We start from the raw sequence: 23,116 nt of genomic DNA, 5'->3' as shown, positions 1-23,116 counted from the left end.
TATTTTATAATGTCGATGGACTTACACCAAAGCGGTTTTTGAAAGCATAAGAAAAATGCGATAAAGTTTCAAAACCAACCTCCAGGTAAACCTCTTTTGATTTCATTTTTTTGTTCTCAAGTAAAAAGTAGGCTTCATCCAAGCGCTTTTGTTGCAGCCATTTATTGGGTGAGGTTTGAAAAATTTTTTCGAAATCTCGTTTAAAAGTCGCCAAACTCCGACCTGTTAAAAAAGCAAATTGGGATAAAGGTACATTGAACCGAAAATGTGTATTCATAAAAGCCTCCAAATTGATTTTTCCCGGAATGCCAAAATGAAAAAGCACATCTCTCAGAGAATTATCCTGAAGCAGCAGAAGGTGAATCATCTCTAATTTCTTCACAATCGCAAATTCTTCAGTTATGTTTTTTCCGAACCAATGTTCCAAACCTTGGAAGTAATCGGCAATCATCGCATCTTTCTTTAGCTTAAACAGGCTCTCTTTGATATTTTTATCAGCTATAAAGTGATTTTCATCCGCAAATTTTTTAAGCAAGTTTTCATCTAGAATTACCGAAACGGCCTTAAAACCCTCCTCCTTGTAAGGATACTTTACAAATCGAATCAATGCATTTTTTCGATACAGTATCACATCCCCTTTACGATAAACATATTTGGTATTTCCGTCATAAGCTTCCATTTCACCGGAAATAATAAACGAAATACCATGTTCTTTGATGAATTGTTCCCCAGCCTTGCTACTCTTCGTGTAACAAGCTCGCTGTATTCCGTAGATGTCTTCTTGCTGTGTCATACAATTCACCCTATTATTTTTTACTTATACAAAATTACGACCAATACCGTTAATTCAGTTTCTTTAAAAGCTCAATTTCAGTGTCCCAAAAAGCTCATATATCAAATCCCTGAATCACATTTATATTCGTGCTAACAGAACATAATTTTTAAGAATAGTGAATTTCGATTCAACACTAAGTTATTAGAGAATGTCTGAACTCCAAATTGTGAAAAAGCATCTTGCTGACTGATTAAGTTGAGCTAATTAGAAACAAATATTTGATCGTTACAGCAAGTAAACTAACTGATTCGTTTTCGAAATTTGTAATATAAAAGTTAGAAAAAATGAGAACGATTAAAGAGATCTATATCAATGGAGAGTTTGTAGCTCCCAAAGGCACACAGATTTTTGACCTTATTAACCCCACTTCTAATATCAAAGAAGCAGAAGTTGTACTAGGAAACGAAGAGGATGTCCAACTTGCCGTCGAGGCTGCTAAAGAAGCCTTAAAAGCTTTTTCTCAAACATCAAAAAAAGAAAGAATTCAATATCTAAAACAATTACATGATGCAGTGGAGGCCCGAATTCCGGAACTTGTCGATGTAATGGTCAGAGAATATGGTGGTACTTACCAGTTTGCTTCCATGATCAATACCTATTCGTTGGATGACTTCAAAGCTATGACGGAAGTATTGAACGATTTTGAATTTCAACAAAATGTCGGAAAATCAAAAGTAAATTTACAGCCTGTTGGAGTTGTGGGAATAATTATCCCCTGGAATATGAGCAATGGTTTTATTTGTACCAAAATTGCTTCGGCAATTGCCGCCGGATGTACCGTAGTGATTAAGCCTAGCGAAATGAGTGCTCAACAAACGCAGGTTATGGCAGAATGCATCCACGCAGCCGGACTTCCCAAAGGCGTAGTAAATATTGTTAACGGTTTAGGAAATATCGTCGGTGCGGAAATAACAAGAAACCCAGGCATCTCCAAAATCTCCTTTACCGGTTCGACGAATGTAGGACGGATTATCGCCAAAGGAGCAGTTGATACCATGAAGCGAGTCACTTTGGAACTGGGCGGAAAATCGCCCAATATTATTCTGGATGATGCCAATCTTCAAGAGGCAATTCCAATGGCTGTGATTGCTGCATTCCTGAACAGCGGACAGGCATGTGCTGCGGCTACAAGATTAATCGTTCCAGCGACAAAATTAGAAGAAATCAATACTTTAGTAAAAACTACTGTAGCCAACTTTAAAGTTGGAAATCCTGCTGATCATGATACAGCAATCGGACCAATGGTAAGCAAGATTCAATTCGAAAAAGTACAGGATTACATTAAAATCGGTCAAGAAGAAGGTGCAACTTTACTTATAGGGGGCATGGGTAAACCTCAGGGCTTGGAAGCTGGAAATTTCACTAGAGCTACTGTTTTTACCAATGTAAAAAATCATATGAGGATTGCCCAGGAAGAGATTTTCGGTCCAGTCTTATCTATTATTCCTTATGATAATGAGGAAGAGGCTATTGAGATAGCGAATGACACCATTTATGGATTAGCAGCCTATATTTCCTCTTCTGACACAGATAGAGCAAACAGAGTTGCGGCAAGAATTGATGCAGGAAGGATTTGTATCAACGGGCTTTCCCATGATTCAAAAGCACCATTTGGTGGCTTTAAGCAATCAGGTATCGGTCGTGAATATGGTTTATTTGGTTTAGAAGAATACTTAGAACCTAAAGCGATTTTGGGATGATAAATGTCGAATCAAAGATTTAAGTACTCAAGTCGTTAACCTAAGCATATCTTAACATTAAGTACTTAATAATATTTTTTGTGGCACCATTTTTAAAATTCTAAAAGTGCAATGAATGTGCCACAAAAAATATGAGTATTTTTGAAAATTTTAGTAATTCCCATAAACAAAAAAGTCCTGCAAATCATTGATTTGCAAGACTTCTATATTTTTTAGCGCTTTTTAAAAACTTTAAATTTGCACCTGGCGGAGAGTGAGGGATTCGAACCCCCGAACCTGTGACAGTTAACGGTTTTCAAGACCGCCGCATTCGACCACTCTGCCAACTCTCCGCGACAAAAGTACGAATTTCCACTCTCCTACCAAATTTTATTTTATATATTGTGCTTATTGAGCTTTTATAAACTGAATATCAGCACTAAATTTTACATCGTCGCTCACCATTACCCCTCCTGTTTCCAATGCCGCATTCCAATTAAGGCCAAATTCTGAACGTTTGATTTTGCCCTCTACAATAAAACCAGCTTTGGTATTTCCCCAAGGATCTTTTTGGATACCTGCAAATTCTAAATCAAAAACGACCGGTCTAGTGACATCACGAATAGTCAAATTTCCCTTAATTTGTTCATTTTCTAAACTCGTTGCCTCAAAAGTAATGGTGGGATATTTTTCCACATCAAAAAAGTCTGGACTTTTTAGATGTCCATCCCGTTGTTCATTACGCGTATTGATAGATGCCGTATTGATAACCACTTTGGCAAGCGCATTTTTAAAATCTTCGCCATCGGCGTCAACATCTATTTTAAAACTGTCAAAGTTTCCTTTAACGTTCGTAATCATCATGTGTTTTACTTTGAATTCTATCTCGCTATGTGCAGCGTCTAGTTCCCATTTTCCTTGTGCCATAATTTTATGTTTTTTCTATTTGTTTAATAACACAAAGGTAACAGCAGTTTTATTCATTTTGTTTGACCTAGATCAATAAAATAATCTTGTTGAAAAGCAATCAGTTATTGAAAAACCACAAAAAAAAGTTGGCGATATTTTGGAAATATAACACAAATGTCTACTTTTGCATTACCGAAAGCGACGCGCCAATAGCTCAGCTGGATAGAGCATCGGTTTTCTAAACCGACGGTCTCAGGTTCGAATCCTGATTGGCGTACTTAAAAGCCTCTTTGTTCAACGCAAAGGGGCTTTTCTTTTTATACACTATATGGTTTCAAAAGTTAAGATTCATTAAAATCTCGTCGATATGGCAGTCGAGCTTGAAGATGAAAATAAGCTAAGGTTTCTCATTTTTAAATTGACCATATAGAAGAAAAACAACGAAGGCAAGTATGACAATTAAAACAACATTCATATGGTTATATTTAGGTTAATAATAACCTAAATATATAAAAATAGATAAGGCCGAGCAAATGCTTCGACCTTATCAAAAGTAATTTCTAATTATCTGGCGCTGATTGACCCCTGGACCATCTAAATGAACTGAAACTATGATGGTGACTTACATGGTATTTATGGATTAAACCTATTTCTTAACAAACTCGCGCACGCGCTCATCTTTAATTACACCCGACCAGTTCAAACCATAACCAAAATCGTAAGCATGTCCAGCTTGATCAACATATACCTCCATATCAAAGGGCACATCCTCTGCTTGCTTCTCTACCGTAGCCATATTCGCTGGCATTTGAACCGGTAATAGACCAGATGGTTCATACTTTCCAAACATAACATCCAATACAGCCTGTGTCGATACGCCAAAATTCAAGACAATACCAGATACCTCCTTTTCAAACTCGGCAAATACCATCGGCTTGTTGGCAGTTACAGCAACCAGAACTGGTTTATCTTTCATCATATCCTTCGTATCCAATATCGTCTGAAGGTCCATCACATTAGCAGCAGTCACCATTTTATTCTTATAAGATCTATTCTTAATCGATGGATCGATTACTGGATCACCCGCAGCAATACTCTCCGCTCTTGCGTTTGAGGCGGTATAAGTGCCATATTGCAAGGAAATGGGAACATAGCCATTTCCACCATTCTTGCGATCCCTTTCGCTATACCCACCTTCTGCACTGATTGGGCTCTGTACAAACACGATTGCAAGATCAGCTTCATTGGGGTTATCGGTTACATCGGCATATTTTCGCAAGAGATCAATGTTGACGGGGTATTCCAATCGCGCCTGTGTATAGTTTCCCCACCAATCTTTCATTGCTGCCCTATACATCTTCGGAACATAAACTTTCTTCCGTCCACGAATAGGCAATTGCTGATCACTATTCTTTAGTAAAACAACGGACTTTACCTGTGCCTCGTAGCCCTCCTTCATATAGAGCGGATTTCCGACAGTGACACGACTTTCCTCGACATCCAAATATGGATTTTCAAAGAGTCCTATCCGGAAAATATTCAACAGAAGCCTTCTAGCGGAAGCCTCAAATCGTTGTCTCATAAATTTCTGTCCGTGCTCTTTCACACCCAATTCATAGGCCGTCAAAACAGGAGCCTTATCGTTATTGCCTCCAAATTGATCTACACCTGCCATTAATGCTTTATAATGACGCTCTGCCACCGACAGCTGTTCTACCCCCCAGGGTTTACCTGCAAATCCATCTGGCTTAGGCGCTTCATCTCCCGTAATCAACCAGTCCGAACAGATCACACCATCATAACCGTAGGTGCCGCGCAACAAGTCGGTAAGCAAATATTTGCTATAACCATTTCCCACATTTTCACCATTCTTCTTGTCCTGACCAAAAGAAATCGTATAATAGGGCATAACGGCGGCAGCTTTGCTCGTCTTTCCTGTCAACTGAAAAGCTCCATTGACAAATGGAATAATATGTTGCTTCAGATTATCACCTGGATATACCGCAAACTTTCCAATAGCCCAATGGCCGTCCCGACCACCTTCCTCAGGCCCTCCACTGGGCCAATGTTTCACCATAGCATTGACACTCTTATACCCCCAACCTAAGGCAATTTCGTCTTTCCCGCTCGATGTCTGGAAGCCATCGATATAAGCTCTAGCCATGGCTGTGGTCAACTCGGGGCTCTCTCCGAAAGTCATACCAATGCGGTACCAACGCGGCTCAGTACCCAAATCTATCTGTGGCGATAATGCCGTCGTGATGCCCAATGATCGATATTCCGAAGCCGCCACTTGCCCAAAACGTTTAACGATAGCCGGATCGAATGTCGCCGCCATCGCAAGTCCATCCGGCCACATCGAAATTTGTCCCCCTGCCCCTGCATTGAACTCCGCACTGACAACAGCATTATGACGTGGATCGGAACTATTATTCGCCGGAATACCCCATTCCAACCCTTCCACAAAACCCTGCAACTCATTATTCCAGCGGGCAGCGGTTTCCGGATCTTTTACTGCCGTTAACAGGACATGCCTAAGCCCATCCTTCTCCAGAAATTCGCGCTGCTGATCGGTTAGAGCCCAAGGTGAAACTAGACCTTCCTGATAATTTTTCCCTTTATAGGTGCCTGCCATAAATCCAAGGGCCGGTGCTGGTAAAGCTTGATGTCTGCTGTACAACATAAGCCCAGCAATCTGATCAATAGATAATTTTGAGGCGAGATCTTTGGCCCGTTCCTCTGGTGTCAAACGCCAGTCTTCATAACGATCTAATTTCCCATTTCGATTGAGATCCTTAAATTTATTTCCAGCAATGCTTAGGATCTTCACTCCCGAAGTTGTCGAATACCCCAATACAGGGCCGTATTTATTCTCAATCTTTTGGTAAACCTGGGCTTGTGCCGAAAACGTTAAAAATAGACTGAAAGATGAAGCGAATAGTAGTTTCCTTGCGTTCATATAATCTGTTATTTTAATAAATGAGTTCGTAGTCAAAACGTTCGCCTTATCGGCAATAAAAACATTTGGCTTTATACGTTATAATCAGTTACTTATATTGCTTCGTTATGAAGCAATACAATTGTACAACCTTTTTGTTCAAATATAAAATCAACGAAATAACACAAAAAGCTAACTATCAATATATTGATTTAACAAAAAAGCGCCCAATGTAATTTTTGACACAAGGTATTGTTCGACTTTTATCGGCCAACTTGCCTCCCATTGAGATATTTTTTTGTAATATTAAGCCAAAGACAGAAAGTACATGGATTTCAGAACACAGATTATTAACGCATCGGCAGAGAGTTATGAAAAATTTCTACCTCACATTTCTGTAGACACCGTCGTCTTTGGCTTCGACCAAGGTTCTTTGAGAATCCTTTTACTAAAAATGAACTACAATAAAGAGTGGTTTCTTCCTGGAGGTTATGTAGGGAAAGAGGAAGATACTGACGAGGCGGTCAAACGCGTACTTTATGAACGCTCGGGTGTAAAGGATATCTTCTTGGAAGAATTCGCTGTATTTGGAAGCCCGCAGCGCAGCCAGCAATCCTTTGCGGATTACCCCGACACACTGTGGAACAAACAGCGTTTTATTTCAATTGGTTACTACGCGCTGGTAAATTACAAACATGTTGTTCCTCAACCTGATTCCTTAAGTGAGACCTGCCAGTGGATCGATTTTAAGGACATCACTGAAATCAATATCACCATGGATCACCGCAAAATCATCAGCAAGGCTCTTCGGACTCTTCGCGAGCGGCTTTCTTACAAACCAATAGGATACAATTTACTACCAGACAAGTTTACACTGCCCGACTTGCAAGGGCTTTACGAAACAGTACTCGGTAAAAAACTTAATCGAGGCAATTTTTATCGTAAAATGAAAAACATGGGTATCCTTCAAAAACTTGACGAACAGCGGAAAGGTGGAGCCCATAAAGCTCCCGACCTCTATAAGTTCAATGTGGAAACCTATAATAATATCTTACAGGAAGGCTTAAATACCTGGTAGTACAATCACCGATACTTTGATACCAAATTTATAATAGACTACAGCATAGTCACCACTAACACAGGCCAACATTCTACTATCGGCTAAACTATCCCGCAAGAAACTGAAAGTCGCAGTACTGAAGTCCAGCCTTTACAATTGATCTATACAATATATTTATTGACAATATTTTCCAAATCTTCCAAATCAAAAGGTTTAGATAAAAAATCATCCGCTCCAGCACGATCTGCTAGGGATTGAATATCGTTGTTTGCCGAAACGTAAATTACAGGAATATGGCTAAAGCGCTTATCTGATTTAAGCAATCTAGTCGCTTCAACACCACCTATGTTTGGAATCCAGTTATCCATTAAGATAAGGTTGGGCTCTGCAGATTCCACCTTTTGGATAATATCATGTGAAGTTTCCGAAACTTCAACATGGAACCCTAAATCTGTCAAAACAACCGTTATAACCTCCAAAATAATGGTATCGTCCTCAAATATCAATACCGTTTTTGCTTTACTCATATAAAATAGTTTATGTATACCTTCATTGTTTTACATCAGACACAAAAGATTCACGCCTGCCTGCAAACTCCTATAAGGTATAAAGTTTTTTCCAAATTTTTTGATCCCCTACAGGTGTAAAGTTATGCTGAATACCTGAAAATCGTATGGTTTCTTTACTACCTAATGCCAAATATCCTAAATTTTCTAGACTCGCGTCGAATAATTTAAAGACACGCTCCTGCAAGTCTTTATTAAAATAGATCAAAACATTGCGACAAAGGATTAATTGAAAGCTATTAAATGAAGTGTCTGATACCAGATTATGGGTAGATAAAATCATTTTTTGCCTTAGGTCGGCATTGAATTTCGCCCATTCATAATTTGCTGTATAATATTTCGAAAAATCCTGTTTTCCTCCAGACTCTATATAATTTTCAGAGAAAGATTTTATCTGGCTCAATGGATATACACCATTCCGGGCAATATCAAGTACCCGTGGATTAATATCCGTTGCATATATCAATGACTTGTGATACAGATTCGCCTCTTTGAGCAAAATGGACATCGAGTAAGCTTCCTCTCCTGTGGAGCAGCCTGCAATCCACACACGGATCAACGGGTATGTACCCAATTGTGGTAGAATTTCCTCCCGTAGCTGACGAAAGAATAAAGGATCCCGAAACATCTCAGTTAAGTTAACGGTAATCTCTTCTACAAAGTGCTGCAAAAATGCAGGATTGTCCTTTAATACAAAGCGAAGTTCAGCAAAGCTTGCCAAACGGTCATTCGTCATGATCCGATTAATCCTCCTCTTCATCGAGGCACGGCTATACTGCAAAAAATCATACCCGTAGTCTCGATAGATATCTTCAAGCAAAATATCTATTTCATGGTCTTTTATGATACTATAGCCCAACATTTAGATTAACTGTTCAATTTCACCCATCAATTTATCGACATCAATCGGCTTCGAGACATACGACTGGGCTCCAGCTTCCAAGCATTTCTCCCGGTCTCCACTCATCGCTTGCGCTGTCACGGCAATAACCGGAATTTTACCCATCAAACTCGAATTACGAATTAGCTGAATCGCCTCATAGCCATCGATTTCAGGCATCATCATATCCATCAATATCAACGCCACACCTTTATTCGCCTCCAAGATCTCCATAGCCTCGCTCGCACTCGTGCTGCTCAACACCTGATATCCCTTAGCTTTCAACGTCAAACGCAATGCAAAAATATTGCGTTGATCGTCGTCCACAATTAATATTACCTTATTCTGATCCATATATCAGTTGTCCTCAATTTTCATATAACCACACACGCAATAAAGACAAGAGTTGGTCAATATCCACCGGCTTCGAGATATAATCCGAAGCCCCTGCCTGAATACACTTTTCACGATCCCCGATCATCGACTTTGCCGTAACAGCGATAATTGGTAATCTTGCATAGTCCGCATGTTGTCTGATATTCTTAATCGTCTCATAACCATCCATCTCAGGCATCATCATATCCATCAATACAATATCTATAGGTTCTCCGGACATCAATACCTCCAACGCTTCTTTACCATCCATCGCGGGAATTACCTTCACTTGAAATTTCTCCAATGCTTTGGTCATCGAGAAGATATTCCTAACGTCATCATCAGCGACAAGAACCTTCTTGCCCTTCAATACGTCGGTCAGAGCTCCAAGCCCATTGTTCTTCCTCCTAGCGTCGTCTGAATTATTAACCTCAATCAAATGAAGAAACAAGCCTACCTCATCCAGAATCCGTTGATAAGAATGAGCCGTCTTTACAACAACTGAGTCTGCATATTTTTTAATTTTCAACTCTTCAGCCTTGGACAGATTCTTGCCTGTAAAGATAATGATCGGCAGATTCTCCAGTCCTTCATGTTGTTTGATTGCTTCCAACGTATGGTAGCCCATTTCATCAGGTACTCCCATGTCCAAAATCACACAATCCACATCCGCCGTACGTAAAGCTGTAATGCTATCCTCTACATTATCTTTTACTTCAAGTGATATATTAAAACTACTTAAGAAATAGGACAATGCACTTGCATGCTTTGGATTTTCCTCAACAATAAGTACCTTCTTCGGTGAACGACTTAATGCCGATTCAATTCTTTGGAATACCGAAGTCATTTGTTCTAAGGCAACAGGCTTATTAATAAAATCGATCGCTCCTTTTAATAAACTTTCTTTCTTCACCTCAAGCGAAGACATAATATGAACCGGAATATGCCGTGTAGCCTTATCGCCCTTCAACTGATCCATGACAGCCCACCCATCCATAATTGGCAATTGAATATCGAGCAAAACAGCAACTGGGTGATATTTCTGGGCTGCAGGGAGTGCATGGTCACCACGAACAACAACTACACCTTTATAGTTTTGCGTATGTGTATATTTCAAGAGTGCCTTGGCAAAATTAACATCATCCTCCACAATCAAAATCACCTTATCCCCCTCCACAACCGTATCCCGATCATCTGGAATCTCCTCGGGGATCCTAATCGTGACCGGATTATAGGTATCTTCTTTAACAATCTCAATGACCTCCTCTACTTCCGAAGATATCTCCTCAACCAATTGCTGCTCCTTGGTCAATAGCTCTTTGACTTCAACTTTCGACTTCGGAATAATAAACAAAAACGTACTGCCTTTGCCAACTTCGCTTTCCAACCGGATTTCTCCACCCAGTAAGCGCGCGATCTCGCGGCTAATGGAAAGCCCCAATCCAGTACCACCAAACTTCCTTCTGGTTGAGCCATCAGCTTGTTGAAAAGCTTCAAAAATAATTTTCTGCTTTTCAAGTGGTATACCAATACCCGAATCGACTACAGCGAACACCAATCGATCACTATCGCTCGGGTCTTCATAGATTTCCAGACGTACTTCGCCTTCTTTGGTAAATTTAATCGCATTTGAAATCAAATTACGGAGTACCTGATCTATGCGAAGCCGATCTCCCTGAAATCTCCGGCTGACCTTATCGCTGATATTCGTTTTTAGCATCAAGCCTTTTTCCTGTACAATCGGCAAAAACAAACTATTCAAATCCGACAAAATATCATTCAGATCCAAAGACGCATAATCCAAGGTCATCTTACCCGATTCAATTTTGGAAAGATCCAGAATTTCATCGATCAACGTCAACAAACTCGTTCCCGAACTTTGAATGACTTTAGCGGACTCGACCTGATCTGAATTTAAGTTTTCCTCTACATTCTCCGATAGCAAACGCGATAGAAGTAATATCGAATTGAGCGGTGTACGGAGTTCGTGGGACATATTAGCCAAAAATTCGGATTTATATTTAGTACTCAACGCCAACTCTTCGGCTTTCTGTTGAATTTCCTGATTCCGTTCGGCAATCATTAAATTTTTATCTTCAAGCAATCGCGAGCGTTCCTCTAATTCTTGATTCGACTGCATCAGTTCCTCGTGTTGCACCTTGAGCTCTTCCTCTGACGACTGCAAACGCAATGTCTGCGCCTCTAATTCGGTATTCAGGCTTTCAAGTTCGGCATGCTGCGTCAACAGCTCTTCAGACTGTACCTGGGTCTCTTCCAACAGTGCTTGAATCTTCGCCCTTCCCTTTGCTGAGAGCAGGGCGATACCAATCTGTCGGGCACATTCCGTCAAAAATGTCTGCTCTAATACTGTAAAAGGCTCCATCTGGCCAATTTCCAATACGCCCAGCACCTGATCATCAACCAGCATCGGTAAAAAAAGGATATGCTGCACACCGATCTTTCCATTGGCAAAACTGACTACATAATCCTTTGCATTTAGATTATGCAGTGCCTTGGGTTCACGATCCAAAAATACCTGCCCGATATAACCTTCTCCCGGCAGAAAATACTTTTGAGTCTGCATATCCAGGCCATATCCCCCTGATAGTTGCAGCTTCTCATCATTAAAAATATAAATTGCTCCACTGACTGAGTTCGTATAGCCGACAAGACTTTTAATGGAATCCGTAGCAATAATATCTTCACTCTTATTTCCCATCAATCCCGTATAGAGTTTAGCATAACCTGCATGAAGCCAGTCATTATCCGTTAGCTGATCAAATGATTTCTTTAATGATTTGGACATTCTGTTGACCGATTTGGCGATTGCGCCCAAATCATCATCTTCAATCTCCTCAGCCTTCACATCATAATCCCCCAATGCAATACGATTAGTAATCTTCTGAACCAAATTTAGTCGTCTAGAAATACCTTCATCCTTCTCACGTAGTGATTTTTCAAGCGCTGAACGTTTCAAGAAGTCTGCACGTAATCTAAAATAAAAATAGGATGTAATTATAAGAGAAAGCAGCGCACTGATGATAATAAACAAGGTTGTGATAAACGAAGAATTGTCCAGATCAGCCGACTTCTTGTCAATATTATCGTCCTCATAATGAATAATAGCCTTGATAATTGCCCGACACTTATCCATAGCCATCTTACTTTCATCCAAATGTGCTAAACTGACAACTCCACCCTTTCTTTTAATATCAACAGACTCCTTTAAAATAGCTAAACGCCATTGTGCAGCAGTCAATAGGCTATCAACCCGTACTTTTTGTACCGGGTCCGTTTTGGTCAGTGCTTCAACTTCCTGCAATTCTCCAGGAAGGCTTTTAAGTGCCATATTGAAAGGTTCCAGGTAACTTTCCTTGCCTGTCAGAAGAAAACCTCTATTACCCGTCTCTGCCCCTTGCAATGAGCTAAGCAGACTATTCGACGTACTGATAATTTTGCGTGTAACAGCAAGTTCCTGACGGTGTCTATTCTGTTCCTGAATACCTAGATAGGATGCCGTAGAACTGATTAGCAGAATAATCAAAGAAAAGCCTATACCAATCGTTAAATTACTGATTGTCTTATTATTTGGCATCTACAGGTAAATTTAATGGTAAAGTAAAATAGAAGGTGGCCCCTTGCTCACCTGAACTTTCTACAGCGATCGTACCCTGGTGGCTACGGATAATTTCGGCACAGATATATAAACCTATGCCCAGTCCCTGAAAGTCAAATGATGTTTCCTCCACGCGGTAAAATTTCTCAAAAACATCGGCTTGCTTCTCCACAGGTATCCCTATGCCAAAATCAATCACGCTGATTTTCACAGCATCCTCAACGAGAGTGCAATCAACGATGACCTTTTCTGTTCCCGCAGCATATTTATATGCATTTGTTAGAAAATTAACCAAAACCTGCTCGAGACGAATCTCATCGCCATAAATCAGCAAATCGCCAATATCTCCCTGGCGATAAAGTACCATATTGCTCTGATCGTGCGTTTGAATAATCGAATCAATGGCGCTCTTGATCATATGCTCGAGTGAAAACACCTTCTTATTGATCAATAGCTTGCCGTTATCAATCTTTGATAGATCGAGGAGATCACTAATTAAACTATTGAGTTTATCAACCTGCCCCTGAACGCGGTTCACATACTTTGCTTCAGCACTCTCTTCCTCAAGCTTAAGCTTGCGGTCCAGCAATTGCATATAGGCCTTAATGCTCGTCAAAGGGGTTTTCAGTTCGTGACTGGCGATACTCAAAAATTCATCTTTCTCTTTTTCCGCCCGCTTTTGGGCGTCAATATCGGTAAAGGTTCCTACCCAGTTGCTTTCGCTATTTTCTAAGATTGGCCATACGCGCAACAAGTGGTACGAATATTCACCACAAACGCTCTTTTTCAAGCGAACTTCCATCTCCAGTGGTTTCCCCGACTGAAGACTCGCATGGAGCTCCGCTGCAATAGACCGATCACCCGGATAGGTCTGCGGAAAAATAGCGGCATCATCCGAAAACTGAAACCAACGACCATTGACAAAATCAATGTTCCCCCTGTTATCACAGGTAAATGCAATTTGAGGCAAGGACTCTAAAAGAGTATGCAGATAATCCACTTTGGACCGGAGCTCTTTCTGTGCCTGCTTACGCCGTTCTACCTCAAGTTCCAACGTTTGTTGAACGTCTTTCAGGGCCTGGGTTTGCTCATATAAACGATAAAATGTCTTGACCTTCAACAGGAGAATATCTGGATCAACCGGTTTGGTCACATAATCCAATCCACCCGAATCATATCCCTTTGTGATAAAGCGCTTGTCGGTATTCACCGCCGACAAAAATATAATCGGTGTCTCCTTCGTTTTGCTAAATCCGGCAATATTTTCAGCAACTTCAAAGCCATCCATATCCGGCATCTGCACATCCAATATAATGAGTGCGTAATTATATTTTAAGATCTTTTTTAATGCTTCTTCGCCAGATTGAGCGGTATCAACTTTAAAATTTTTGGATTCCAGCAATTTTTGTAAAGAGTAAATATTATCCGGATTATCATCGACAATTAATATCATAGTGTATTAAAACTTAGCATCAAGGTTAACAAATCTAAAAAAATTAACTGAATACCCCCAATATAAATAAGCAATCGCAGCGCCAAATTGAAAACGCGACAAATAAGTAAAACTTTAGCGTACGAAAGCCTGTTTTAATGAGATATGATACGTTTCACATCAAAAGGTATTTATTGCGTTCCGGGCAAGTTTTATCTCGATCCATGGCAGCCTGTAGATCTGGCCGTTATCTCCCATGGACATGCAGATCATGCCCATGTAGGAATGAAGAAATACCTCTGCCATCATTTTACGGTCAATATCCTACGAAGCCGCATAGGTCCAGACATTCAGGTTCAGGGTCTAGCCTACAACGAAGCAATATGCATCAATGGCGTCCGGGTATCACTCCACCCCGCGGGGCATATTATTGGTTCTGCCCAGATACGCCTGGAGTATAAAGGTAAAGTTGTCGTTTTTACGGGAGATTACAAGATTCAGGACGATGGCTTGTCCACGCCCTTTGAACCCATAAAGTGCCATGAACTTATTACAGAAAGTACATTTGGCCTCCCAATTTACCGTTGGGAATCTGTCGCAGCGCAAAATGAACGCCTACAAACTTGGATTAAAACCAACCAAAGCAACAAAAAAACGTCCGTTTTTATCGGGTATTCACTTGGAAAATCCCAACGTATCCTCAATGCTGTTCATGAAATGGGCCCTGTTTATGTCCATTACAGCATTGCCAAATTAAATGAAGCCTACAGTTTGGCGGGAATAAAATTGCCGGACTATCACATCGCCGACTTAAAATCGGACCTCAAACAACTAGACAATCAGATTGTTCTGCTTCCACCAGCCTTGCTGGAAAGCCAACTGCTCCAAAAAATACCACATGTAGCTTATGCGATCTGCTCGGGTTGGATGCAGATCCGGGGGGCGCGACGGTGGCGTAGTGCCGACGCTGGCTTTGCGATCAGTGACCACGCGGACTGGACAGGCCTGCTACAGGCTGTCCGTGGCAGTGCCGCAGAAAAAGTCTATGTCACTCATGGACAAACGGCGACATTCGCCAAATACCTCAATGAAATCGGCGTTGAGGCCGAAGAAGTGACTACACACTATGGTGATGAAGAGGATCCGCAAACCCAGACAACTTAGATAGCCTATGAAAGAATTTGCCACATTGATCAATGCGCTTGATAGCAGCAATAAGACCAATTTGAAAAAAGAGGCTATATTGGACTTTTTCAGAACGGCTACAGAAAAAGACAAAATCTGGTTCCTGGCCCTGATGACCGGTAAAAGGCCCAAACGCAGCATCGCAATAAAGGACCTCAAAACATGGACTTTAGAAATTACAGGGATCCCAGAGTGGCTATTTATCGAATCTTATGCCGCTGTCGGCGATCTCGCCGAGACCCTGTCCCTGCTGCTACCACCGCCCGCAATGCTGATCGAAAAAAGTCTGGGTGAATGGATGGACGAGATCATCGCACTCCAGGATGCCACCATAATGGAAAAGAAAGCTTTTGTGCTCCGTTCCTGGAATACATTAAACACTGTGGAGCGCTTTATTTTCAATAAGCTTCTCGGCGGCAGCTTCCGGCTCGGTGTTTCCGCCAAGGGACTAATCAACACCATCGCACATTATGCGAATACCGAAGCAAGCGCCGTGGCGCATAGTATTATGGGGCAATGGAATCCACATGAGGTTGAATTCGACAAACTAGTCAAAGGTGCTTACAGCAATACCAACCGCTCCAAACCTTATCCCTTCTGCCTTGCTTATCCTTTAGAAAAAACACCCGAAGAACTTGGCCCGATAACGGAATGGCAAGCGGAATACAAATGGGACGGTATACGTGGCCAACTTATCAAGCGCGAAGACGAGATACATATTTGGTCTCGCGGCGAGGAACTCGTAACCGCACAGTTCCCCGAAATTACCGAAGCTCTCAATCAGTGGAAAGGAAATTTTGTGCTCGATGGTGAGATCCTCGCTGTCAAAGATGGCCGTGTGTTGAACTTCTCCGAGCTACAAAAACGGATCAACCGAAAGACCATCCCCAAATCACTACGCGAAGAAGTCCCTATTTCTGTCTATCTATATGATATCCTGGAACTGAACGGCATCGATCTGCGCAATGAGCCCCTGACCTATAGACGTGCGCAGCTGGAGCAATGCTATGCAGCAAACCCTCCAGGTGCATTACAGCTGTCACCTTTGATACATGCGGCAGACTGGTCCCCGCTCCAGCATATCCAGGCAACATCCCGTACGCTAAACAGCGAGGGATTGATGCTGAAAAAGAAAGACTCGCCCTATTATACAGGACGCAAAAAGGGTGGCTGGTGGAAATGGAAAGTCAACCCCATGAGCATTGATGCCGTACTCATTTATGCACAGAAAGGAAGTGGCCGTCGCAGTGCACATTATACCGATTATACTTTTGCAGTACGGGACGGTGATCAGCTTGTAACAATTGCCAAAGCCTATTCGGGGCTTACAGATCAAGAAATTCTGGAGGTGAGCCGCTTTGTAAAACAAAATTCACTGGAAAAATTCGGCCCTGTAAGAACGGTCAAACCGGAGCTTGTTTTTGAGATTGCCTTTGAAGGCATAGGATACAGCAAACGGCACAAATCGGGTATTGCACTGCGTTTTCCAAGGATATTGCGCTGGCGAAAAGACAAAACAGCAGCAGAGATCGACGATCTTGAAGATATTAAGAAATTGATACAATAAAGAATAGAAACAATAGATATTGAACACAACGTTAGCACATAGTGAAGGGTTTCGAATTGTCAACGGCTATTTCGAAACCCAAGGAAAAACCCCCTTTAGCTTTCAGACCAAGGCCTGGGAAAAGTATGCCCAGGGATATAGCGGACTGGTTATTGCCCCTACGGGTTTCGGAAAAACCTTTTCCCTTTTTATGGCGGTACTGATGGACTTCCTCAATCATCCGGAACAATACCATAAGGGGCTAAAGCTGCTTTGGATTACCCCTCTACGCTCCCTGGCCAAAGATCTTGCCCGGGCCATGCAAACAGCAATAGACGAAATTGGACTCGACTGGATCGTACAGGTCCGTAATGGTGATACCGACCCAAAGATCAAAGCGCAGCAAACCCGCTCCATGCCCGACGTTTTGCTCGTTACTCCAGAAAGCCTGCACCTACTGCTTGCTCAAAAACAACGCGACAAATATTTTAAGAATCTGCGATGTGTGACGGTAGATGAGTGGCATGAACTTATGGGCAACAAACGGGGCGTGATGGTCGAGCTGGCACTTTCCTTCCTGAAATCGTATACGAAAAACCTGCGCGTCTGGGGTATCACAGCGACCATCGGTAACCTTGATGAAGCCATGGAAGTTTTGCTTCCACAGGCCACCAAACGTATCCAGATCGTTGCCAAGGAGAAAAAGAAAATTGCCATCAAACCGATATTCCCCAGCACAGTGGAACTCCTTCCTTGGGCAGGGCACCTCGGTGGAAACCTCGTCGATCAGGTCGTCCCGATTATACTAGCAAGCAAAAGCACGATCGTCTTTACCAACACGCGTAGTCAAAGTGAAATGTGGTACCAATTGCTACTGGAGGCCCACCCCGATTTTGCCGGACAAATCGCCTTACACCACAGCTCCATTGACGCCCATATCCGCGAATGGATCGAAGACAATCTCAGCAGTGGCAAACTTAAAGCAGTTGTATCGACCTCCTCCTTGGACTTAGGGGTAGATTTCAAACCCGTTGATACAGTCATACAGGTTGGCTCTAGTAAAGGTGTAGCCCGATTTATGCAACGCGCTGGAAGAAGCGGACATAGCCCTTTCGAAACCTCTACGATTTATTTTGTCCCCACGCACTCCCTGGAGCTCATCGAAGTCGCCGCCCTTAAAGAGGCCGTAAAAACGCAGACGATTGAAAACCGGGACCCCATGGTTCAAACTTTCGATGTGCTTGTTCAATTCATGGTAACCATCGCCTTGGGCGGGGGATTTCGTTCGGAAGAACTGCATGCAATCGTCGCCAATACCCATGCCTTTCGCTACATGGATACGGAAGAATGGCAATGGTGTATGTATTTTATTACCGCGGGTGGAAAAATAGGCAAACGCTACGAAGAATTTCACAAGGTTATTCAAGATGAAGAAGGCAAATGGATCATCAAAAACCGTCGTCTTGCACTGCTCCACAGACTCAATATTGGTGCCATTGTCGGTGATGCCATGATGCGCGTGAAGTTTCTCTCCGGTGGTTACATCGGCATGATCGAAGAATATTTTATCAGTAAACTCAAAAAAGGTGAACGCTTTATTCTTGCGGGGCGAATACTCGAACTTGTGATGGTCAAGGAAATGACCGTATTCGTAAGAAACTCGTCGGGTAAAGCCATTACTCCAAGCTGGCTCGGGGGCAGACTTCCCTTATCATCCAATTTAAGCCATTTCCTTCGTAAAAAATTGGCTGCAGCAACAGGAGCTCCTTCCAGTGAAAAAGAGCTTCATTTCCTAGCACCATTGATCGAAAAACAGGCCGAACTTTCGGCCGTGCCTAGCGAAACGGAATTTCTTGTCGAACATATCAAAACAAGAGAAGGACATCATCTCTTTTTCTACCCTTTGGAGGGTAGACTGATCCATGAGGTCATGGCAGCACTTATCGCCTACCGCATCAGCAAGTTGTATCCCATCAGTTTTTCCATGGCCATGAATGACTATGGCTTCGAACTCTATTCCGACAAAGAGATCCAGCTCAGCCAACCGCAGCTCGAACAGCTCTTGAGCCGGACTAATTTGATGGATGATGTGATCAGCAGTATAAACGCTGCAGAGATGGCCAGTCGCAAATTTAGGGATATCGCCGTCATTTCGGGACTGGTTGTCCAGAACTACCCAGGCACACAGCAAAACAACAAATCATTGCAGGCCTCCTCAGGGATTATTTTCCGTGTACTAATGGAACACGATCCCACCAACCTTTTGCTTAAACAAGCTTTTTCCGAAGTGTTCAACCAGCAACTGGAAGAACATCGATTAATAAAAGCATTCGAAAGGATCAATCATAGTAAAATACGCTATACCTTTGTCGAAGAGTATACGCCATTGAGCTTTCCGATAAAAGTGGATAGCCTCCGGCAATCCCTGTCGAGCGAAGCCTTGATTGAACGGATTCAACGCATGGAAAAGACCAATGCTCAAAAAAAGAAGCGCAGAAAATGAAAATCGGAGAACAAACAATTACCTTCAATAAACAGGAATTAACCCTTAACACACAGCGATCTATATACTGGAAAGACCAAAAAACATTGATCTTGTCCGACCTGCATCTGGGTAAAGCAGCGCATTTCAGGAAGCATGGCATTTCCATCCCCATGGATATAGCCATAACCGACCTCAATCGACTAGAATCCCTCATAGCGTACTATCAAGCCAAACAAGTCATCGTTGTTGGCGATCTTATTCACGCAGGCATCAATCAGGAAGTACTTTTGTTGGAATCATTCAGACAACGACACCCGGAGCTCCAGCTTCATCTTGTGAAGGGCAATCACGACCGCTTATCACAACAAATGACCAACCGTTTCGGTATAGTGCATCACAAGGAAATTTTCGAAACACAACAGATTCAGTTTAAACACCATCCCGCTGATGCAGCAGATTCATCTTCTTTTCGGATTAGTGGGCATATCCATCCAGGTATCAGCCTCGTTATTCCACCGAAACGACAGGTTCGCTTACCTTGTTTTCTCGTATCTGATCATCAGATTATCCTTCCCGCTTTTAGTACTTTTACGGGATTGGACAGTAAAGACCTGTCTTCCCTATATCAAAGCTATGCTATTTCGGACGATCACATCTTCCCGATCAGAAAAAACTAATCCAAGGTACAGTTTATATTACATCTTGAGCTCTCCAGGTGAGATACCGTAATACTTTTTAAAAGCACTGCTAAAATTATTTTGGTGGCCATAACCTGTCAACAGGGCCACCTCATAGACCGTCATTTTATCTTCGAGCAGATAACTTTTAGCTTTTTCCATACGCACCCGTGTGAGGTAGTCGTGAATGGTCACTGAAAAATATTCCTTAAAGTCTTTACGTAGTTTACTTTCACTTGTCAGCACCTCTGCTGCAAGTTCTTTTTGCGTCGGCGGATTGGCAATACGCTGTTCAAGAATCTGTCGCGCCATCTCCAGCCTTTGCACATCCTCCTCATGAAAGAGCGAATCACTGCTTTCCGTTTTCTCATTGTATTGCTCAAACTGATACATCAGCAGCTCAACAACACGCGACTCGGTATGTAATCGACGGATCTCCCCTTTCTTTTTAGATTCAATCAGCTCAGTTATGGTATGCTGCATCTCGTAGGTTGCCATCAGATCCTCCTCCGAAAATGACACATACTCTCCCTTTTCGATCTCATGCACAAATTGCTGATGCAATAACGAATCGCGTTTGATCAGATTGAGGTAATACTCTTTGGAAATAACAGCTATAAAATACGTGTATTCAATACCGGGTTCCACTTCATGAATGGATTTGACAGAAGGAATGTAGCGTATATTATGCCGGCTCATGCCATACGGCAATTTGCTATCTGTCGGCTTAAAGAAAATAAACTGGCTGGTTATGGTCTCGCCCTCGATCTCCGTAAGCACCTGCACTGGCCGATCAAACTGCATTTTCGAATGCAGGATAAACAATCCTGAAGTCGATAGCTGAAAATTCTCCATATGGACAGGATCTTTGGATATGGATATCCTATTTTCCACCAAAGGTTTGTTGGGAACATAGCCATCCGGAATTTCTTCTTCAAAAAGCCAATCTGCCAACTCTACTATTTTACTTTTCACCAACATGATTACAAATCCTAAATAAGCCTGAAGCAGTTAAAATTAACGAAATAAGATGGTATTCTAAAATTATTTATAATCTTTCTAAATAACATGATTAATCCAAGTCAATATCCATTTCCTCCAACTGAACATAAGGTTTCAATGTTCTTGGATTCATAATGACATTGGACTCGACCGAAAAGATGGTATAGATCTCCTTTTGGGCCAATACTTCCACCGGGGTACCATGAAAGAGCTTTCGGCCATTTTTGAGCATCAGAATACGATCGGCATACATGGCGGCAAAATTGACGTCGTGCACAATCAGCACCACCATAAATCCTTTTCGGGCAAGTGCCCGTGCAATGGCCAGTACTTTCTGCTGATAGTGCAGATCCAATGCCGAAATCGGTTCATCCAATAACAACAAGGCATCCGGATTATCCCATATCTGCGCCAGGATTCGTGCAAGATGAACACGCTGCTGTTCACCACCAGAAAGGCTCAAAAAATCCCGTTCAGCAAAAGCTGATACCCCACAAAGTTCCATGGTTTCGGCCACGATTTTATAATCCTGTTGCTTGGGCGTATTCTTATAATGCGGATACCGCCCCATCAGCACAATTTCTTCCACATTAAAACTCAATGTCATCTGCTGCTGTTGGCTCAGTAAAGCCCTGCATTTGGCCAAAGCCGCAGGCTCGTATGCCGACAGCGCCTTGCCATTGAGATGAACAGCTCCCGAATCAGGCTTCTTTTCACCACAAAGCACCCCCATCAGCGTCGATTTACCAGCGCCATTGGCGCCTAGGATTGCCAGAATTTCCCCTTTGCGCACCTGAAAGGTAATATCCTTCAGGAGCTTTCGTCCGTTCACTTCGTAGTTGATCTTCTCTACACGTAGCATAATGCGATTATTTTTTAAGCCTCTGCCAAAAGACTATTTATCTTTGATTAAAATATACAAGAATACCGGTGTACCCAGTAAAGCTGTAATCACGCCGATGGGCAATTCGATGGGTGCCACGGCGACCCGGGCAATCACGTCTGCCAATGTCAACACCAGTGCCCCTAATAGTAATGAACCAGGAAGCACAAATCGGTGATCTGCCCCACCCATCAGGCGAACTGTATGTGGAACAATCAATCCCACAAAACCAATAATACCCGATACCGCAACGGATGCTCCCACAGCAAGCGTGGATAAGACAACCACCCAGCGTTTGACGCGATCGGTACGCATACCCAAAAGATCCGCCTGCAACTCCCCGAGGGAAAAGGCATTCAGCGACTTTCCAAAAAAAGGCAAGATCAGCACCGGGATCAAAATAAATGGCGCCAAAGCCCTTAGGTTATCCCAAGTAGCCCCGCCAAGACTTCCCAACATCCAAAATGTGATGGTACGCAACTGTTGCTCCGTCGACATATAAGTCATCAAACCCGTCAGCGCACCGGCAAAGGCATTGATGGCAATGCCCGCCAACAACATCGTCGTCACATTTGGACGGCCATTTTTACTGGCAATACGGTAAACCAAAAAAGCGGTTAAACCAGCGCCCACAAAAGCACCAAAAGCCAATATATAATATCCAATCCATGCCGCTAAAGAGGTGAAAAGAAAAGTCTCAAAGGCAATAATCAGTACCGCAAAAAGGGAAGCTCCAGAAGAAATCCCGATCAATCCGGGCTCCGCTAAGGGGTTTCGGAAGATACCCTGGATCGCAGCACCCGATATACCAAGTGCTGCACCCACCAAAAGTCCGAGCAAAAGACGCGGCATACGAATCTCAAAAAGAACATCTCCTTGCATATTGTGCACAGCTTCGGCACTCCCCAAGTGCAATTTTTGCGTCAACATCGTTAAGATATCAGCGGACGGAATATGGTAGGCCCCCATCCCCAAGGCAACAATACTTACAACACCCAAAACCAGGCCCAAAGCCAATAGGATAAATTTCTGTTTCTTTTGCACTGGC

The 23,116-nt window shown here is 42.4% G+C and carries 17 protein-coding genes and 2 tRNA genes; 7 read left to right on the top strand and 12 right to left on the bottom strand.

The genetic code is table 11. The annotated features are described in order from the left end of the window. Window positions 1–4 precede the first annotated feature (4 nt). On the bottom strand, window positions 5–793 hold the full coding sequence (locus A9970_RS04310; protein WP_182981439.1) for an AraC family transcriptional regulator: 789 nt from the start codon (window positions 791–793) through the stop codon (window positions 5–7). Between the two features lie 326 nt (window positions 794–1,119). On the opposite strand from A9970_RS04310, the gene A9970_RS04305 reads away from it, so the two are divergent. Then, on the top strand, window positions 1,120–2,535 hold the full coding sequence (locus tag A9970_RS04305) for an aldehyde dehydrogenase family protein (protein WP_182981438.1): 1,416 nt from the start codon (window positions 1,120–1,122) through the stop codon (window positions 2,533–2,535). A gap of 244 nt (window positions 2,536–2,779) precedes the next feature. On the opposite strand, the gene A9970_RS04300 is transcribed toward A9970_RS04305, so the two are convergent. Beyond that, window positions 2,780–2,867, bottom strand: a tRNA-Ser gene (locus tag A9970_RS04300). A 55-nt stretch (window positions 2,868–2,922) separates the two neighbouring features. Beyond that, entirely contained in the window at window positions 2,923–3,441 is a 519-nt protein-coding gene (locus tag A9970_RS04295) for a YceI family protein (protein WP_088161416.1), read from the bottom strand. 185 nt (window positions 3,442–3,626) lie between these two features. Between A9970_RS04295 and A9970_RS04290 the strand changes: the two genes are divergently transcribed. Further along, a tRNA-Arg gene (locus A9970_RS04290) sits at window positions 3,627–3,700 on the top strand. A 369-nt stretch (window positions 3,701–4,069) separates the two neighbouring features. Here A9970_RS04290 and A9970_RS04285 read toward each other — a convergent pair. Further along, window positions 4,070–6,382, bottom strand: coding sequence for a glycoside hydrolase family 3 N-terminal domain-containing protein (locus A9970_RS04285; protein ID WP_182981437.1), 2,313 nt, complete (start codon window positions 6,380–6,382; stop codon window positions 4,070–4,072). A gap of 307 nt (window positions 6,383–6,689) precedes the next feature. On the opposite strand from A9970_RS04285, the gene A9970_RS04280 reads away from it, so the two are divergent. Next, window positions 6,690–7,439 carry an NrtR DNA-binding winged helix domain-containing protein gene (locus A9970_RS04280; RefSeq protein ID WP_182981436.1) on the top strand — a complete coding sequence of 250 codons (750 nt, stop codon included), beginning with the start codon at window positions 6,690–6,692 and terminating at the stop codon, window positions 7,437–7,439. A 143-nt stretch (window positions 7,440–7,582) separates the two neighbouring features. On the opposite strand, the gene A9970_RS04275 is transcribed toward A9970_RS04280, so the two are convergent. The 5 genes from A9970_RS04275 to A9970_RS04255 form a co-directional block, all read right to left on the bottom strand. Continuing rightward, window positions 7,583–7,948, bottom strand: coding sequence for a response regulator (locus A9970_RS04275; protein ID WP_153847546.1), 366 nt, complete (start codon window positions 7,946–7,948; stop codon window positions 7,583–7,585). A gap of 70 nt (window positions 7,949–8,018) precedes the next feature. Then, entirely contained in the window at window positions 8,019–8,849 is an 831-nt protein-coding gene (locus A9970_RS04270) for a protein-glutamate O-methyltransferase CheR (RefSeq protein WP_159726913.1), read from the bottom strand. Beyond that, complete coding sequence (locus tag A9970_RS04265) at window positions 8,850–9,221, bottom strand: response regulator (protein WP_153847548.1); 372 nt, start codon at window positions 9,219–9,221, stop codon at window positions 8,850–8,852. Between the two features lie 13 nt (window positions 9,222–9,234). After that, window positions 9,235–12,837: a response regulator gene (locus A9970_RS04260; protein WP_182981435.1), complete on the bottom strand. Its 3,603-nt coding sequence runs from the start codon at window positions 12,835–12,837 to the stop codon at window positions 9,235–9,237. Continuing rightward, the gene (locus tag A9970_RS04255; protein ID WP_159726919.1) at window positions 12,827–14,311 is read right to left on the bottom strand and encodes an ATP-binding protein; all 1,485 of its coding nucleotides are present in this window, start codon (window positions 14,309–14,311) and stop codon (window positions 12,827–12,829) included. Before A9970_RS04255 ends, A9970_RS04260 begins: the two co-directional genes overlap by 11 nt. 144 nt (window positions 14,312–14,455) lie before the next feature. Between A9970_RS04255 and A9970_RS04250 the strand changes: the two genes are divergently transcribed. The 4 genes from A9970_RS04250 to pdeM are packed head-to-tail and all read left to right on the top strand — an operon-like array spanning window position 14,456 to window position 20,183. Then, window positions 14,456–15,454 carry a ligase-associated DNA damage response exonuclease gene (locus A9970_RS04250; RefSeq protein WP_182981434.1) on the top strand — a complete coding sequence of 333 codons (999 nt, stop codon included), beginning with the start codon at window positions 14,456–14,458 and terminating at the stop codon, window positions 15,452–15,454. Window positions 15,455–15,461: 7 nt separating this feature from the next. After that, entirely contained in the window at window positions 15,462–17,042 is a 1,581-nt protein-coding gene (locus A9970_RS04245; RefSeq protein WP_182981433.1) for an ATP-dependent DNA ligase, read from the top strand. A gap of 19 nt (window positions 17,043–17,061) precedes the next feature. Beyond that, window positions 17,062–19,524, top strand: coding sequence for a ligase-associated DNA damage response DEXH box helicase (locus tag A9970_RS04240; protein ID WP_182981432.1), 2,463 nt, complete (start codon window positions 17,062–17,064; stop codon window positions 19,522–19,524). Then, complete coding sequence (gene pdeM, locus A9970_RS04235) at window positions 19,521–20,183, top strand: ligase-associated DNA damage response endonuclease PdeM (protein ID WP_182981431.1); 663 nt, start codon at window positions 19,521–19,523, stop codon at window positions 20,181–20,183. The genes A9970_RS04240 and pdeM overlap by 4 nt, the downstream gene beginning before the upstream one ends. Before the next feature lie 18 nt (window positions 20,184–20,201). Here pdeM and A9970_RS04230 read toward each other — a convergent pair whose 3' ends face one another. The 3 genes from A9970_RS04230 to A9970_RS04220 form a co-directional block, all read right to left on the bottom strand. Then, window positions 20,202–21,164 carry an AraC family transcriptional regulator gene (locus tag A9970_RS04230; protein ID WP_182981430.1) on the bottom strand — a complete coding sequence of 321 codons (963 nt, stop codon included), beginning with the start codon at window positions 21,162–21,164 and terminating at the stop codon, window positions 20,202–20,204. A gap of 91 nt (window positions 21,165–21,255) precedes the next feature. Beyond that, window positions 21,256–22,047 (bottom strand): heme ABC transporter ATP-binding protein, encoded by a 792-nt coding sequence (locus A9970_RS04225; protein ID WP_153847555.1) that lies wholly within the window; start codon window positions 22,045–22,047, stop codon window positions 21,256–21,258. A 33-nt stretch (window positions 22,048–22,080) separates the two neighbouring features. Further along, window positions 22,081–23,112, bottom strand: coding sequence for an iron ABC transporter permease (locus A9970_RS04220; protein ID WP_286849486.1), 1,032 nt, complete (start codon window positions 23,110–23,112; stop codon window positions 22,081–22,083). Window positions 23,113–23,116: the final 4 nt, after the last annotated feature.

Source organism: Sphingobacterium sp. UME9 (genome assembly GCF_014170215.1).
In the GTDB taxonomy this organism is placed as follows: Bacteria; Bacteroidota; Bacteroidia; order Sphingobacteriales; family Sphingobacteriaceae; genus Sphingobacterium; species Sphingobacterium paramultivorum.
The sequence above is the reverse complement of the archived record's forward strand: the minus strand, read 5'-3'. Positions and strand labels throughout refer to the sequence as shown.